The sequence below is a fragment of the Mesorhizobium sp. WSM4806 genome (genome assembly GCF_055811635.1).
In genome coordinates, this window is record NZ_JBVVQZ010000016.1 from 50,944 (window position 1) to 66,283 (window position 15,340).

20 protein-coding genes are annotated in these 15,340 nt (G+C 63.3%); 16 read left to right on the forward strand and 4 right to left on the reverse strand.

Annotation, left to right across the window (positions count from 1 at the left end; genetic code table 11):
• Positions 1–65 precede the first annotated feature (65 nt).
• The 11 genes from AC0L2M_RS23140 (at position 66) to AC0L2M_RS23190 (ending at position 12,122) form a co-directional block, all read left to right on the forward strand.
• The gene (locus AC0L2M_RS23140; RefSeq protein WP_473535996.1) at positions 66–1,055 is read left to right on the forward strand and encodes a Coat protein; all 990 of its coding nucleotides are present in this window, start codon (positions 66–68) and stop codon (positions 1,053–1,055) included.
• 114 nt (positions 1,056–1,169) lie between these two features.
• A complete protein-coding gene (locus tag AC0L2M_RS23145) occupies positions 1,170–1,481 on the forward strand; it encodes a hypothetical protein (RefSeq protein WP_287180444.1) in 312 nt (103 codons plus the stop codon).
• Between the two features lie 398 nt (positions 1,482–1,879).
• The gene (locus AC0L2M_RS23150; RefSeq protein WP_287229456.1) at positions 1,880–2,482 is read left to right on the forward strand and encodes a phage connector family protein; all 603 of its coding nucleotides are present in this window, start codon (positions 1,880–1,882) and stop codon (positions 2,480–2,482) included.
• Positions 2,482–4,938, forward strand: coding sequence for a phage tail protein (locus AC0L2M_RS23155; protein ID WP_473535997.1), 2,457 nt, complete (start codon positions 2,482–2,484; stop codon positions 4,936–4,938). Before AC0L2M_RS23150 ends, AC0L2M_RS23155 begins: the two co-directional genes overlap by 1 nt.
• Positions 4,939–5,018: 80 nt before the next feature.
• Positions 5,019–5,678, forward strand: coding sequence for a hypothetical protein (locus AC0L2M_RS23160; RefSeq protein ID WP_287364014.1), 660 nt, complete (start codon positions 5,019–5,021; stop codon positions 5,676–5,678).
• A gap of 2 nt (positions 5,679–5,680) precedes the next feature.
• Positions 5,681–6,172: a hypothetical protein gene (locus tag AC0L2M_RS23165; protein WP_128169411.1), complete on the forward strand. Its 492-nt coding sequence runs from the start codon at positions 5,681–5,683 to the stop codon at positions 6,170–6,172.
• Positions 6,172–7,029 (forward strand): hypothetical protein, encoded by an 858-nt coding sequence (locus AC0L2M_RS23170; RefSeq protein WP_473535998.1) that lies wholly within the window; start codon positions 6,172–6,174, stop codon positions 7,027–7,029. Before AC0L2M_RS23165 ends, AC0L2M_RS23170 begins: the two co-directional genes overlap by 1 nt.
• Positions 7,030–7,337: 308 nt before the next feature.
• Positions 7,338–7,700, forward strand: a complete 363-nt coding sequence (locus AC0L2M_RS23175) for a VanZ family protein (RefSeq protein ID WP_236376797.1) — start codon at positions 7,338–7,340, stop codon at positions 7,698–7,700.
• 392 nt (positions 7,701–8,092) lie between these two features.
• On the forward strand, positions 8,093–11,275 hold the full coding sequence (locus AC0L2M_RS23180; RefSeq protein WP_473535999.1) for an SGNH/GDSL hydrolase family protein: 3,183 nt from the start codon (positions 8,093–8,095) through the stop codon (positions 11,273–11,275).
• 4 nt (positions 11,276–11,279) lie between these two features.
• Positions 11,280–11,495: a hypothetical protein gene (locus AC0L2M_RS23185; protein WP_128175023.1), complete on the forward strand. Its 216-nt coding sequence runs from the start codon at positions 11,280–11,282 to the stop codon at positions 11,493–11,495.
• Positions 11,496–11,528: 33 nt separating this feature from the next.
• Complete coding sequence (locus AC0L2M_RS23190; protein ID WP_473536001.1) at positions 11,529–12,122, forward strand: LbetaH domain-containing protein; 594 nt, start codon at positions 11,529–11,531, stop codon at positions 12,120–12,122.
• Between the two features lie 83 nt (positions 12,123–12,205).
• Here AC0L2M_RS23190 and AC0L2M_RS23195 read toward each other — a convergent pair whose 3' ends face one another.
• The 4 genes from AC0L2M_RS23195 to AC0L2M_RS23210 all read right to left on the reverse strand — a co-directional run bounded on the left by AC0L2M_RS23195 (position 12,206) and on the right by AC0L2M_RS23210 (position 13,332).
• Complete coding sequence (locus tag AC0L2M_RS23195; protein WP_023798595.1) at positions 12,206–12,376, reverse strand: hypothetical protein; 171 nt, start codon at positions 12,374–12,376, stop codon at positions 12,206–12,208.
• Between the two features lie 152 nt (positions 12,377–12,528).
• Entirely contained in the window at positions 12,529–12,696 is a 168-nt protein-coding gene (locus AC0L2M_RS23200) for a hypothetical protein (RefSeq protein ID WP_473536003.1), read from the reverse strand.
• Between the two features lie 153 nt (positions 12,697–12,849).
• Positions 12,850–13,032, reverse strand: a complete 183-nt coding sequence (locus AC0L2M_RS23205) for a hypothetical protein (RefSeq protein WP_473536004.1) — start codon at positions 13,030–13,032, stop codon at positions 12,850–12,852.
• A 120-nt stretch (positions 13,033–13,152) separates the two neighbouring features.
• Complete coding sequence (locus AC0L2M_RS23210; protein WP_091599061.1) at positions 13,153–13,332, reverse strand: hypothetical protein; 180 nt, start codon at positions 13,330–13,332, stop codon at positions 13,153–13,155.
• Positions 13,333–13,489: 157 nt separating this feature from the next.
• Here AC0L2M_RS23210 and AC0L2M_RS23215 point away from each other — a divergent pair, with 157 nt between their 5' ends.
• From AC0L2M_RS23215 to AC0L2M_RS23235, 5 genes are read left to right on the forward strand one after another with little or no spacing between them, the layout of a single operon-like run.
• Positions 13,490–14,278 (forward strand): N-acetylmuramidase family protein, encoded by a 789-nt coding sequence (locus AC0L2M_RS23215; protein WP_473536005.1) that lies wholly within the window; start codon positions 13,490–13,492, stop codon positions 14,276–14,278.
• Positions 14,275–14,493 carry a hypothetical protein gene (locus AC0L2M_RS23220; protein ID WP_023798600.1) on the forward strand — a complete coding sequence of 73 codons (219 nt, stop codon included), beginning with the start codon at positions 14,275–14,277 and terminating at the stop codon, positions 14,491–14,493. The genes AC0L2M_RS23215 and AC0L2M_RS23220 overlap by 4 nt, the downstream gene beginning before the upstream one ends.
• A gap of 1 nt (position 14,494) precedes the next feature.
• Entirely contained in the window at positions 14,495–14,755 is a 261-nt protein-coding gene (locus tag AC0L2M_RS23225) for a hypothetical protein (RefSeq protein WP_473536006.1), read from the forward strand.
• A complete protein-coding gene (locus AC0L2M_RS23230; RefSeq protein ID WP_051407780.1) occupies positions 14,740–14,976 on the forward strand; it encodes a hypothetical protein in 237 nt (78 codons plus the stop codon). The genes AC0L2M_RS23225 and AC0L2M_RS23230 overlap by 16 nt, the downstream gene beginning before the upstream one ends.
• Positions 14,955–15,296 (forward strand): hypothetical protein, encoded by a 342-nt coding sequence (locus AC0L2M_RS23235; RefSeq protein ID WP_473536008.1) that lies wholly within the window; start codon positions 14,955–14,957, stop codon positions 15,294–15,296. Before AC0L2M_RS23230 ends, AC0L2M_RS23235 begins: the two co-directional genes overlap by 22 nt.
• Positions 15,297–15,340: the final 44 nt, after the last annotated feature.

Consider the following 15,340-nt stretch of genomic DNA (forward strand, 5'->3'; position numbering starts at 1 on the left):
TCCGGATGCCCCCTCATCCGGCCTGAGGGGGCGCAGCCGTCAATCAAACTGAAGGAAAGAAAAAAATGGCAGACGCCTATACCCGCATCGCGGACGCGATCGTTCCGTCCGTCTATGCGCAATACTCGTTCGAGGAGCACGTCCAGTCGCTCGAGATCTACCAGGCCGGGATCCTGTTTTCCGACCCGGCCATCGCCTCGAAGCTCTCCATGGGCGGGCGTTCCGTCGACATGCCAGGCTGGAAGGATCTCGGCAACGATCCGTCCGAGCCGGTCAACGACGATCCGGCCGACTCGATCGAGATGAAGAAGATCGGCGCGCGCCGCGAGGTCGCCGCCCGCAATGTCCGCGCCCAGGCGTGGGGCATTCCGGACCTGACCTCGATCCTGGCCGGCGACGACCCGCAGAAGCTGATCGTGCGCCGCCAGACCGACTACTGGCAGCGCGCCAACAAGCTGACGCTGCTCGGCATCCTGAAAGGGGTGGTGGCCAACAACCTCGCCAATGATGCCGGCGACCTCGTCCGCATCACCGGCGCCTCCATCGTCGACACCGACATCATCGAGGCCGCCTATCTGATGGGCGACCGCGCCGACAAGTTCAAGACGATCTGGATGCATTCCAAGCAGATGAAGGCGCTGAAGCTCGCCGACCTCATCGACTATGTGCCGCCGTCCGAGCAGGGCGGGCCGCTGATCCCCTATTATATGGGGCTGCGGGCCGTCATCGACGACGACATCCCGGTCGCCGCGGGCGTCTACACGGCGTTCATGTTCAAGGACAAGGCAATCCTGTGGAACGAGCTGCCGGTCAATACCGAGGGCGGGCCGCTGGAGTTCGACCGCAAGCCGCGCCAGGGCCATGGCGGCGGCGTCACCGAAATGGTCGCCCGCCGGCATTTCGTCCCGCATGTGCCCGGCACCCGCTTCCTCGACGCGTCGACGGCCGGCGAATTCGCCACCGATGCCGAGTTGGCGCTGGCGGCGAACTGGGACCGCACGGCGTCGAGCGTCAAGCACATGACGTTCATTGCGCTGAAGACGACCGAGGCCTGATGAAGCAAGGCGAGGGCGGGGCGTCAGAGTCCCGCTCTTCTGGGCGCCAGGTCGGCCGATGTGGCTAATCCCAATTCACGCGCTGTGCTGCCCCAGAATTGTTGTTGTTGCACATTGATCAATCGCCGCCACCAAACGGTTACACAAGCGGGCGATGCTGCCTTGTCTTTGCAATGGAGGGTAACCATGGATATGACCTACAAGGCAGTTCAGGATGTGCTTCGAAAAGCCGGCATTGTCATAAGCAAAAAGGGCGAGCTTCACCGCATCAACTTCTTCAGCGGCCTGGAAAACACCGCCTACTACACGACAAGCCTCGAGGATGCGCTTGAGCGGGGTTTGGCGATGGCGAGAGCTGCCGAAAAATTGCCAGCAAGCGCCTTTGCCAAGTCGCGCGGGCGGCCGGCGAGCGCACACTTCGGCTGACGCCGCAGGATGTCATCGCCGCGTTGCGCGGCGATGTTGGGAACGCCCACCAGTTTTCCAGCGGTCGCGTCCGTCGCGCCCCCCTCTGTCCTGCCGGACATCTTCCCCACTTGGGGGGAGATCGGCAGCTTCACCGACAACGCCCTTTCTTCAACGTTGGCGATTGGCGAAAGCCAACGCGACATCCAATTTCCCCCTCGTGGGGAGATCGGCAGCTTCACCGACAACGCCCTTTCTTCAACATTGGCGATTGGCGAAAGCCAACGCGACATCCAATCTCCGCCCTCGTGGGGGAGATGCCCGGCAGGGCAGAGGGGGCGCGATGGAACGCGACCTTCCCCACAATCCACCCCACCATGCCTGCTTTTCCCGATCCAAACAGACGGAGGCCTAAAACCATGGCCGTCACCCCGCTCGACATTGCCAACATGGCGCTTGGCGTCCTCGACGAGGCGCCGGTCGACAGCCTTGATCAGGATGTCAAACCGGCCCGCCTGCTCAACCTGCATTTCGACCTGACCCGCGAGGCGGAGCTGATGAAACATGCCTGGGTGTTCGCAATCCTGGCGGCCGCCGTCGCCGGGTCCGATACCGGCAGTGGCGCGGGCACGCTGAACTTTGCCTATGAATTGCCCGTGGATTGCCTGCGGCCTTTGCCGCTGACCCACAATGGCGAGCCGGATGGCGTGCCGATCGCGTGGCGCCAGGAAGCCGGCTTGATCTATTCCGACCAATCGAGCCCGCTGATCATCCGCTATATCGCCAACCTCACCGATCCGAACGACTGGGACGCGACGTTCACCGAAGTGCTGGTTGCAGCGCTTGCCGTCAAGATCGCGCATCCGCTGACCCACAAGGCGGGCATGATCGACATCGCCCGCGGTGCCTATAGCGTGGCGCTGGACGCGGCGTTCCACGCCAACGCCATCCAACGTGGCGGCAGGTTTTCAACGTCGTCCTGGGCGGTCCAGCGCGGCGACAACCGGTTCCGGCGCGCCTGATGACGATGCTCTATCCCATCCAGGACACCTTCGTCCGTGGCGAAATCTCACCGCGATTGCACGCTCGCGCCTCGCTCGACCTATACAGGGCCGCGCTCTCCCGCTGCGAAAACTTTTTGACGCTTCCCCATGGTGGCATCCGGAAGCGCGGCGGCACCTATTTCTGCGCCGAGGTGAGGGATTCTTCCAAAGCGACGCGGCTGATCCCGTTCATCTTCTCGGCGGACCAGGCCTATGCGCTCGAATTCGGCGATCTCTACATCCGCGTCCATGCCTATGGTGCCCGCGTCGGGGTGGTTGAAGTGGTGACGCCATACCTGGAGGCTGACCTGTTCGACCTGCAATTCGTCCAGTCCGCCGACCAGATGTGGATCACCCACAAAAACCACCTGCCGCAGGTTCTCACCCGCACGGCGCACACCGCATGGACGCTGGCCGAGTTCGTCTTTCTCGACGGCCCCTATGACGACATCAACACAAGCGCGACCACGCTGACGCCGGCCGAGACAGGCGCCGTTCATCCGGCGATGACCAGCAATACGCTGCCAACCGGCACCGCTGCATCCAGCGCCGGCACCGCATATCTCGCGTTCGACCGTGACAACAAGACAGTCATAACGTTCGGTACGACCACCGGCGACGTGTCCTATGATTTTGCAGGCACCGCGACAAAGGTGTGCGACGGTTACTGGATACAGACTAGGGCGAACGGCGGCTCCAGAGCACCGGTGTCATGGGATTTCCAGGGCTTCGATGGCACCAACTGGATCTCGCTTGACAGCCGGACGGCGGAAACCGGCTGGTCGCGCGGCGAGGTGCGGTTTTATGAGTTCCAGAACGAGACCGCCTATCAGTCCTATCGGATAGTGCTCAACGGATCCGAAGGCGACGACAACATGGACATAGCCGAGATGGGCTGGCACGAGGATGGCGATACACAGACGCCATTCGATCTCACGGCATCCTCGATCGTCGGCATCAATGACGGCACCGGCTTCCAGACCAGCGATGTCGGCCGGACCATTCGCTTGCTCGGCTCGGACGCCGTCTGGCGCTGGGCGCGCATCACCAGCCGCAGCAGCGCGACCGTGGTCAAGGTCAGGCTGTATGGGCATGCGCTGCCCAATCTCAGCCCGATCGCCCGCTGGCGCCTCGGCACCTTCGTTCCCGGCAAATATGTCCAGAGCGGTTCGCTGTACGAGGAGCGCCTGGCCTTCAGCCGAAAATTTTCCGTCTATGCCTCGGCAACCGGCGATTTCGAGAATTTCGCCACCGGCGAAAAGGACGACGACGCGCTTGAATTCGTCCAGGCCGGCGGCGGCCAGGCCAACGATATCACCTGGATTGCGGAATCCGACGGGGCGCTGATCATTGGCACCCTTGGCGGAATCCGGGCGCTGTCGGGCTCGGGCATCGACGAAGCGCTGACGCCGTCATCGTTCAAGAACCGCCGCTCCCGCACCTTTGGCTGCGCGCCGCTGCGCCCTGTCGATGCCGGGCAATCGTTCCTGTTCGTCACCAGGTCGCGCAAATCGATTGCAGAACTGACCCAGAGCGCGACCGGCAAATTCACCTCGGAGGATGTCGGGCAGGTTTCCGAGCATATCCCGAAGCAGGGTGTCGTCGAACTGGCATTCCAGACCGATCCCGACCCGCTGCTGTGGTTCCCGCTCGATAATGGCGAGTTGGGGGGATACACGCATCAGCCTTCGCAGGAAGTCCGCGGCATGCACCGGCATCGCATCGCCGGGTATTTCTCCAGTTCCGCGTTCTCAGATTCAGCATGGGGAGTGGTCGAGAGCGCCGTGGTGACGCCGGGGCAGGACGGCAATGACGATCTGTGGCTGATCGTCAAGCGCACCATCGGCGGCGCCACCAGGCGTACTATCGAAATCAAGTCGGCGCCGTTCGAATATGGCGAGATTGCCGACGCATTTGAGGTCGATAGCGGTCTGACCTACAGCGGTGTGGCTACAGGAACGGTCACAGGGCTCGATCATCTCAACGGCGAGACGGTCGATGCCCTGGCGGATGGCGTGGTCTACAAGGGCCTTGTCGTGGCTACTGGGGCGGTTTCCTTGCCTGGTGGTGCGACTGCCGCCAAATGGCAGGTGGGCCTGCCGTATGAGGCGGGCGCCGACACGCTGGAACTCGATGTCGGCGGCAGGGATGGCTCGATCGTTGGGCGGCGCAAGAAAGTCGCCAAGGTCATTCTGTCGCTGTTCGAGACGGATACGACCGGGCTGGAGATTACTTCCATGCAGCGTGGGCGGTGGGAGCCGGTTCGTATTCCCTCTGTCGTGACCCCTGACAGTTCGGCCAACCTGTTCACCGGGAATGTGGAAGTGCCGATCGACGATAGTTGGGAAGGGCAGGGGCGGGTGAGAATCCGCCATACCAACCCGACACCGTGCACCATCCGCGCGTTCACGCCGGTGTTCGACAGTGAGGCGTAGTTCAAACTGCCGATCTCCCCCCGAGGGGGGAGATTGCGCGCTCAGCCCTTCCATCACTCCCTTAAAAGGACCCCGCTTCGATGACCCCATCCCCGCATGCCGAAGCTCTCGGCAGGGCGCGGACGGCTGCCGATTTTGCTGCCGTCATCGCCTTGCTCGACAGCGACCTCAAAACTGCTGCCGCCCGCAAACAGGAACTGGAAAAGGCCAAGGGTCGTGCGATGTTCGGCCGTGGCGACCTGGTGGCGGCGCGCATTGCGCTCTCCGAGGCCAACGCCGTCGTTGCGCTGCTGGAAAAAACCCGTGAGGCGGCGAACGAGCGCCGTGCCGCCGCGCAAAGCGAAGACTGCGTCGACATCGCAGCACTTGCCGACGAGATCAGGGCAAACGCCGCTTCCCTCGACGAGCGCTGGCGCATGGCCCACTGGCTGGTCGAGCAGCTGCGCCAGCAATTGTTCGACGCCGATACCTTGCGCGGTGCCGTCGCCACCGTCAACAGCCAGCTCGACGCCGCCGGCGTCGCCAACCTGAAAATCAACCCGACCGCCGTCCGGCGCGCCGCCGTGACCGGGCCGCGAGCGACAGCTCCGGCTCGTCTCAGCGCGGCAGCGATCCAGGCCGACAGACTGCTTTTGTCGCTGCTCAGCCCCGGCGGCGCGCTCGACCCACGACCGCCGCTTGGCGCGCCGGTCGGAGGCATCGCGGGTCGATATTCGCTGCGTGGCCGAGGCCGCGGCTGACCATGTGCACGCTTGCCCTTATCGGCACGGCTCTCTCGGTCGGCGGCGCGTTGGTCGAAGGCCAGCAGTCGCGGCAGATGGCCGACTACCAGGCCCGAGCCTATGAGCAGCAGGCGCAGGCCGACGCGCAAGCCGCCGCCTTCGAGCAGGACCAGGAGCGCCACAAGCAGGATCTGTTGCTGTCGCAGGCGCGCGCCCGGGCCGGCGCCTCGGGCGTCGCCCTGTCAGGCTCACCGAGCGAGGTGCACGCCGCCAATGCAAGGCAGGGCCAGCTCGACATCAAGGCGATCCAGTACGGCTCGCAGCTGCGCCAGAACAATTTCGCCACGCAGGCCGCGATCTCGCGCTTTTCCGGCAGGCAGGCGGCGGCTGCCTCGATCTTCAGGGCCGGCGGCAATCTCGTGTCCGGCCTTTCCGGACTGTACGACCCGAAGAAAGCGGTGACGTTCGGCAACAGCGCCTTTCCGCCGGCGCCCGGCGGAGGGCTTTACTGATGGCGACCATCCCCCTCCAGCTCGCCCAGCGCCGGCTCGACAGCGGCAGCGTGGTTTCCTATCCCGACAGCTCGCCGGTCGGCGCCGCGATGCAGGGCTTTGGCGACGAACTCTCGGCCGTCGCCGAGCGTTTCCGGCAGCAGAAGCAGCAGCAGGATGCGTTCGACGCCGAGGTCATCGGCCGCGAGCTGAACGGGCAGATTGCCCAGGCCGAGAAAGAAGCGATCCAGAATGCGCCGGCCGACGGCCGCGGCCTGCACGACGCCATGTATGGCCAGGCACGCAACGGTGTCGTCAAGCCCGGCCTGTTCGACAAGATTTTCGACAGCACCGTGCCAAAAATGCCGGAAAGTGAACGCGCCAGGTTCATCAGGCAAAAAGAGGCGATGAGATTGGCCGGGTCGGCGCGCATGGCCGCACAGCAATATGCGCGCCGCCAGGACTATGAGCAGGCCGAATGGTCCAAGGCGCAGGCTGCGGAGCTCAATGCCATCGCGCGGAGCGACCCGGACGACACCGCGACGTTCGAGGCGATCAGGCAGAGCGGGTTCGACTTCATCGCCAAGATGGGCAGCCCGGTCGCCCGGCAGCTGGCAGAAACCGGCTGGCGCAGCAACACGGCAAAGGCGCTCGCCCACGCGATGCTCGCCAAGGACCCGAAGCGCGCTGCCGAAATGCTGGGTACTGCGCCGGCCGCGCAGGCCGGTGGCGGTGAAACCACAGGCGCTGATGGCACTGATCCGTCGGCGGAAAACCCGAATGGGCCCGCTTCGGGCGACGACCGCCTTGCTGATCTGACGCCCGACGACAGGGTTGCGCTCGCCCGGCTGGCTGGCGTCTCGGCGACGCAAAACTGATGTCGGCACCGGCGACCTGGCCAGGTTCTTCTCGTCACCTGGGCTGTTGCGTTGCCGTCAGCCCCACCGGCATCTTTAATGGCTTCTTCATGTTAGTGGGCTTTTTTATGGGAACCTAAAGCCCCTCACAGGCATGGGGTCGTTTCCAGGGCGATAAGAGCGACGGCGGCCTTTCTTACAACACAGACTTGTGGTTCTGGATTTGAAATTCCCAAGCGCTGATGCGATCATTGGCAAATCCACCTCGCCCATCCAGGCTTCTCAGATGAAGGACTGACCCTACCTTGTTGCGCCTAGATTCTTTTCCGATGCTGGCAAGGATCGTTTTTCCGATCACGTTGGCCGGCGTTCTCCTGCTCACGCTTCTGCCGGCGCGGTTCTTGCCGGATCTCGGCACGGCCGTCACGCTTCACGACGACAAGCTGCAGCACGCCATCGCCTTCGCCGTGCTGGCGGCCCTGGGAAGCCTCGGCTGGCCGGAACACAGGACAAGGCTGATTGTTCTCCTCGCCTTTACCGGGGCGGCGATCGAGGTGCTTCAGGGCGCGCAACTGATCGGGCGCGACCTGGATGGGCTCGACTGGGTTGCCGACTGCGCCGGCATGGCGTTGGGACTGACAATCGCCGGGACAAGCAGGCGCGTTGGCAAGCGCGTCGGCGGATTGCCGTAGGTCGCTGCGGCGGTTCAGGATAAAAGCGCTCCGTAGCGATCCTGCGCGCCCCCCTCTGTCCTGCCGGACATCTCCCCCACTTGGGGGGAGATCGGCAGCTTCGCGGACAGCGTCTTTTTTGCAAGGCTGGTGGTTGGCGAAATCAGTGATGAAGGCCAATCTCCCTCCTTGTGGGGAGATGTCCGGCAGGACAGAGGGGGCGGGCGCTGTCCCTCCGCGATCAAAGGTTCTGCACCGCAGCAGCGCTCCGATGTCACGGAATGGATCTCAGGGTCTGCTCCGCACCCGCGGCGGCTAGTCGCCGATGTGCCATAGGCGGCGCGTCCCGCCGCGCTGGAATCATAGCACTGTCGAGCCTCGCTTCGCGGGGCTTATTTTATGGAGCAAGCCTGATGGCCCGACCCGCAACTGCCGCCGTTCGACTTCTGACCGGCGAACGCGAACCCGTGCGCCTGGCGACCACGGCAAGCATCCTGCTCCATCGCCTGCAGACCATCGACGGCGTGCCGGCTGAGGTCGGCGACCGCGTGCTGGTCAAGGACCAGGCCGACCCGACGCAGAACGGCATCTACACGGTGAGCGAAGGCGAATGGTTCCGCGCCGCCGACGCCCGCACCGCCCGCACCTTGCAGAAAGGAACGACGGTCCACACCCAGGTTGGGACAATCAATGCCGGCCGGGTGTTTGAATTCAGCGCCGACGAGCCGGTGGTGGGCAGCGACGCCATCACCATTGCCCCGTTCGTGCCGCCCGATATTTCGCAGGTGGTCGGTGCGGTGGTGACGCTGCGCGATGAAACGCAGGTGCTGAAGCATGCCACCGAGGCCAGCGCCGGCCAGGCCGCCGCCAGCGCGTCCACCTCCGCTGCCAATGCCGGACAGACCGCCGCCGATGTCGCTTCCACGGCGGCCAACCTGGCCGGCGCCCAGGCGGCACGCGACGCGTCGCTGTATGGCAAGGGCATCTTCCCGACGATCGTAGCCGCGATCGGCTTCGGCGTGGCTGGCTTCAGTGCCCTGGTCGGCGGCGCCGGCGGCACGAACGGCACGTTCGATCTGGCGTTTACCGGCGGCGCCGGTTCTGGTGCCGCAGGACGCTTCATCGTCGCCGGCGGTGCTGTGACGATGATCCTGATCACGGCACCCGGTTCCTACACGGTCGCGCCAGCTTTCAGTTTTGCGGCGTCTGCTGGTCTTGCCGGGGCCAGCGCTTCGGCGGTCCTCGCCCGGAATGTTGAGGTTGGTGAATACTTCTGGACCGAAGTCGGCGCCGGCATCATGGGAATGTACATCGTGGCGGCCGGGCCTGTTGCGGTCGACACAGGCGTTCGCGCTTCGGCAGCGGAAGTTGTCGCCTTGATCGGGTCGCGGACGGTTGGGCCGGTCCTGATCACGGGCTCCGTCGGCGGCACGGCTGTTACCAATACCAGCGTCTATTATTGGCCGGGCTCACTGTCGGCTGTCGATGAGTTTCTTTCGAGCCTGGAACTCGGCTTCGGTGCCGGGGCAGGAACAATCCGTATCGTCATTGCCCAGGTCGAGGGCGATGGAACGTTAACTCTCGTCTCTGAACAAACCATCCCTGTCGTTGCCGGCCCGTCTTCCGTCAACTCGGGTCTCTCGATCCTGAAGCCGGCCGGCAGCGTCATGGGCCTGCAACGGACAGGAGCCGGCACGTGGTATTACACGGCGGGGGCCATTCCGAACGGCGAAAGCAAGTGGTTCACGGCGACGGTTCCCACGTCGAACACAGCCAAGACCGTTGACTTTTTCAATGGTCCGCAATGGAAAGCCACTTTCACGGGCGAAGTCGGCACAAAGGCGCGCGCTGCCTACGACACCGCAAACGATCTGGTCGACATCGTCGGCACTGAGCAGGTGGTCGGCTGGCCGAACCTGGTCAACACCGGCACGAATACCCCGGCGAATTACAGCGTCGTCATGCAAACGCCAGCGCCGGCCGATGGTTACATCACGGAAATCGATGTCGGTGCCAGCGGGGCTGGCACGGCCAACATTCACGTCATCCAGTACAATGGCGATCTAACCGTCAACGTGATCAGCACGCATCAGATCACGTTGGCCAATGGTGTGAGCGAAATCCCCCTCAGCATACCGATTGCAGCGGGGCAGTATCCGGCAATCAGCGGCGGCGGCTACAAGTTTCAGAACAGCGTCAACCCGCAAGGCATCCCCGGATGGATCAGGTCTGGCGTGCTGTCGAACGGCGCTATTGTGGCATCATCGACCCTGCACCGCTATGAGGTTGCGTTCACGATCAAAACTGGCCTCATCGCCGACGCTGCGCGGGCTCTGACAGGCGGCACACAGAACACCGGCGTGAACCTGCTGGCGGACGCCGACCCGAATGGCGTCGTTGACGCGACCGCAATCTTTGCCTCGGCCGCTGCTGCCCATCCAAACCCGTATGTGCCGCCCGGCAGCTTCGCGCTGACGGCCATGCCTAAGTCAGGCGACGGTTTTTGGGGACCAGGAAAGCCGTTCGTCGGCGGCCGGCGGTTCTTCGTTCCGGCTCGCCCGTCGCTGTTCAATCTCTATGACGGCTTCCGCGCCAAGATGGCAGAGCATATCGCCAACAACGATGTCCTCTGCCTGATCGGCGACAGCATCGGTCATTGGGCGCTGGCCAGTAACGGCCCGGCGCACTGGTTCAATCGGGTGACGCAGTTTGCCAATCTCGGCATTGCCGATGACGAACCGGGCATGACGGCGCTGCGGCCAAGCTCCACCTACACGCCGGACTTCTATGGCGTTGCGACCAGCGGAACCGTCTCGACGGGAACGCGCGGGCCACTTGGCGAAAGCATCATCCTTGCGGATGGCGCGTCCCTGGCGTTCACTGGAGCCTATGAACAGGTCGATGTCCACTACACCCGGGACGCCGGTCAAGGTTCGCTTGCCTTCGCTTTCGACGGTGGCGCGGCGTACAAGACCGTCAATGCTGCCGGCGCTCTGGCGCTCGATCAATATTCCGGCCCGTCGATGACGGGGCAGGCTGCCAGCGGCAATTACACACTGACGGCGGTAGGCGGCCCTGTCGAAATAACCGGGCTTATCCGTCTTGGAATCAAGGTGTCGGGATCCCGTCCTCGACTGCGCTCACTGCGCGCCGCGCATGGGAGCTATACCTTCGCGTCGTTTAATATGGCGCGCCTTACATCAGCAATCGTCCAAGCGAGCTATGCTGGCGGCAAGATCGTGCCGATACTCGCGCTTGGCATCAACGACAGTTTTGGTACCGCGCCGGCTACGATTTCAACGAACATCACTGCGGTGCTTAATACGCTGGAGGCAGCTGCCACACCTCGCATCCTTGCGATGCCGCCGACGCGCCCGTCTTCGGCCTGGGATGGTAGCTACACTGGAGGGCGGACTTACGACGCGGCGCTTGGCGTTATCCGCCAGACATACCGGTCACGAAACGTGCTGACGATCCCGATTGATGGTTTCGATTATATCGACGCTGGAGCCTATCAAGAGGGGCTTCACTTCAACGACGTCGGCCATGACAGCAACGCCTTGCGCTTCATCGAATATGTCGCGGAGAGGGGATAGGCAAATGGCACAGGCAATTCAGCACAAGAGTGAGACGGTAGCCAAACTCCGGAAAGGCGAGGAGTGGGTCGTTGTCGGCACCAAGATCGAGCGCATGGGGCTACCTCACGTCGACACTGTACATGTCGGACGAGCTGCATCCGAATGCAGCCGGCGCCATGCCACCTACGACGCCGAATGCCTGCGTCAAATGGTGCGTCGGGGTCTCTTCGATGCCTAGACTGAAATGGTGGCGTGTGGCAGATGTTCGCAAATGCGTATCTTCTCCACCATTCTCGCTGTTCGCCGCCGCTTTTCGTCTTGGATCGCCACAGGCGCCGCAAGGGAGAATGCCGTCATCGGGCCGCGCACGAAGTTCGGTGCCGGGGCGGAGATCTTCAATATTCATGGCGACAGGTCCCGGGTCTCAATCGGCGCGGACAGCCATCTGGACGGACACCTGCAGGTCTTTGCCCATGAGGGTCGGATCAATATCGATGACTGGTTCTACCTTGGTCCAGGCTCGACGATTTGGTCATCGGATCCGGTGGGGATCAAGATCGGCAAACATGTCCACGTCTCGTGGGGGGTGGCGATCCACGATACCAACTCGCATCCCATGGACCCGCAGAAGCGTTTTGCGCAGATGCAGGCCATCTTTCGCGAAGGCCACCCGCGCGTCGACCCAGGCATCCGCTCAGCACCGATCACAATCGGAGATGATGTCTGGATCGGCAACAGTGCCAATGATAATGAAGGGTGTCACGATCGGCGACCGGGCGATAATTTCAGCCGGCTCAATCGTACGGTCGGACGTTCCGGCCGACGCTTTGGTGCGGCCGGACCGCGACCTGGTGAAATGAAATGATGCCTTCGCTCATCAATGAGCGTCGTCCCATCATAGAGCGCCAACCATTCGCTTGCGCCAAGGCGCGGGCGAATGGCAACGGGCTAATGACGGCTGTCTTGCGGCTTGTTGTGAGGCTGGCTGTTCGACCACCAGACAAAATACAGCGAACCCACCTTCATGACTGGTACGCGGCGCTCGCGTTCGCGCCCCCGCAATTCGCGATAGACTTTTACCTTCAAGGTGCCGCCCGGCAGTTTGATGCGCACGGCCATCGGTTCAACTCCGCTGTGCAATTCAATGATGATGTGCGATGCAGCAATTAGAGAACTTCCCCAGCCGAAGAGTCAACCGCCGATGCGCGCGTTTGCTGGCTTGACCGGAAGGGTTCAAGCGCAGCCGCCCGAGGACGGCTTTTTTCGGACCGTCAAGGCGCTGCCTGAGATCGGTTTGGATCGTCGTCGGGCTGGTCGTTCAACGGACGCGGCCGGTTCGACCACCAGCTGAAATACAGCGAGCCCAGCTTCAGAACCGGGATGCGGCGGGCGCGCTCACGCTCGCGCAACTCCCGGCTGTTTTCCGGGACCGGTTCCAAGAACGGTCCGGGCGGGTGAATGGTGAATGGTGAATGGTAGTAGTGAGTAGTGAGTAGTGAGTAGTGAGTAGTGAGTGGTGAGTGGTGAGTGGTGAGTGGTGAGTGGTGAGTGGTGAGTGGTGAGTAGAGTGAGAGCACCTTCTTCACTATTCACTATTCACCCACTCCCTTTGGCGGGCGTCCGGACGGACGATCCGAAATGCTGCTCGGCCACCAGACGATGAAATAGTCTCCAAGCCGCCAGACCGGGACTTGGAGCTTCTGCTCGCGGCGGCGCAGCTCGTCCTTTTTCTTGATCTTCAGTGTCCCGCCCGGAAGCCTGATCCTGATTGTCACGCGCCCTCCCGCACCTGTTCCCATGGGGTATGAACGGTTCATGGGAGCAGTTTATTCCGGCTAAGCGGTTTCCATCCCGATGGCAAGACGGAACGAGCTGTTCTCAACTGGTCAACGCCGTCAGTTGAAGAAATTCGCCATGCCCTGGAAGGCCAGGAACGCATAGACGATCGGCCCGGCAATCAGCCCGCAATAGAGGCACAGGATCACCGCCAGCGCCACAAGCAGCGGCTTGTCGCGGCCGACCGCGCAGAGCTCGGCCTTCACCGTCCAGCGCGCCGTTCCTTCGTCTTGCGACATCGGCAAATCCCCACAGTTTGGGGCCATTTCACACAATCGCCTGCAAACATCAACCGGGCGCCTGCAAACATCAACCGGGCACCTGCAAACATCAACCGGGCGCCTGCAAACATCAAGCTGGCGCCTGAAAACATCAACCTGGGAAAGGACCAAGACCATGGACATGACGTTCAAGGGCGCCGCCAGGCGCCTCGACGATCTCGATCAGCCAAGACTTGGCGCCAGCATCGGCGTCGGCGAAGACGAGATCCACGCCTTTCTCGATGTCGAAACCAGCGGGCATGGCTTCGACGCCCAGGACCGGCCGGTCATCCTGTTCGAGCCGCATGTGTTTTACCGCAATCTGGCGGGCGCGGCTCGGGCAAGGGCGGTAGCGGCCGGCCTTGCCTATGCCAAATGGGGCGAAAAGCCTTATCCCCGCGACAGCTATCCGCGCCTGAAAGCCGCCTGCGCCATCGACGAGACGGCGGCGCTCAGATCGGCGTCATGGGGGCTCGGCCAGGTGCTCGGCGAGAATTTCAGGGCGGCCGGCTTCCCCACCGTGCAGGCCATGGTCGAAGCCATGATGGCGGACGAGGCGCTGCAGCTGGCGGCGGCGGTCAATTTCATCGCCGCCAACCGGCTCGACGGCAAATTGCGCAAGCATGACTGGGCCGGCTTCGCCAAGGGCTACAATGGCGCATCCTATGGGAAGAACGCCTACGATATCCGGCTTGCCGAGGCGTTCCGCAAATGGTCCGGGATCAGGGACACGCCGCCCCCTCCGGCGCCGGTTCCGATCCCGCAGTCGCCGCAACCGAACGGTTTCACGCCCGCCAAGGCAGAGCCGGGCAAAGCCGGAGTGCGGCGCGGACCGTTTTCCGGACCGTTGTCCGGATTACGGGCCGCAGTGCTGGCTCCGTTGGTCGCCGCAATCCTCTCCTTGTTTCGAAAGGTAAAGCCATGAACTGGTTCAATACCAACGCCGCGCACAATCTGATCAATGTGCTGATCCTGCTGCTCACCGGCCTGGTCGGCTTCGACTGGACGCTGTTCGGCATCGACGCCGCCCTGGCGCTAAAAATCACCGGGGTGCTGGCCCTGCTCAAGATCCTGATCAATGTCGTGCGCGACGGCGTCGCCGGCCTTGTCAGAAACCAGCCTGCCGTGGAGGGCAATTGAGATGTGGGTGCTTTCCATGCTGGGCACGCTCGCCGGCAACACGACGATCTTGGCGATTTTTGCCGCGCTCGTCGGCGGCATCGGCCTGTTTGTCGCCGGCGGTCGGGCCAACAAGGATGCGGCCAGGCGAGCGGCGGAAAAACTCGTTGCCGTCGAGGAGCGCCTCGAAATGGACCGCGAGGCGACCGATGCCGAACGCGCGGCGCGCGACCTGCCGGACGAAGCCGCACGGCGGGAGGCGATGCGATGGTCAAAGCGCTGATGCTGCTGCTCGGGTGCCTGTTGCCCAAGTGCCTGCTGTTTGGCGGCCTGCTGCTCGCCGGGTGCGCAACGCCGGTTTCGCCGGCGCGCCAGGTCTGGTGCGACCACAACCAGCCGCGTCGTGCGTCCGCCGCCGTCGTCGCCGCCATGACGCGGCCGGAGCTCGACGAAATCAATGCCTACAACGGCAAGGGCGCCAGATGGTGCGGATGGAAGCCATGATACAGGAACTTCTCGACGCGCTCGGCATCAAGGCGCCGGTGGTGGTCGCCGGCCTTTCCGGCGGGATTTTGCGAGCCTTGTCGCGCCACCGCTACAAGGTTCGCGAGATGGTGGCGTCGCCGATCTGCGGCGCGCTGGCGGCGGCCTACCTGACCTTGCCGGTGGTGCATTATTTCCGCGCCACCGGCCTGGCGATTCCGGCCAACGACGACACCACGACGCTGGCCGCGGCGTTCCTCATCGGCGTCTCGGCGATGTGGATCTCGGACATCGTCTTCGAAGTGGTGGTCAGGCGGTTCAAGCCCGAGAAGGAGGAGTGAGATCGCGGGTTGTGTTGTTGCGCCCTCGTGCCGTTGCGCAGGGT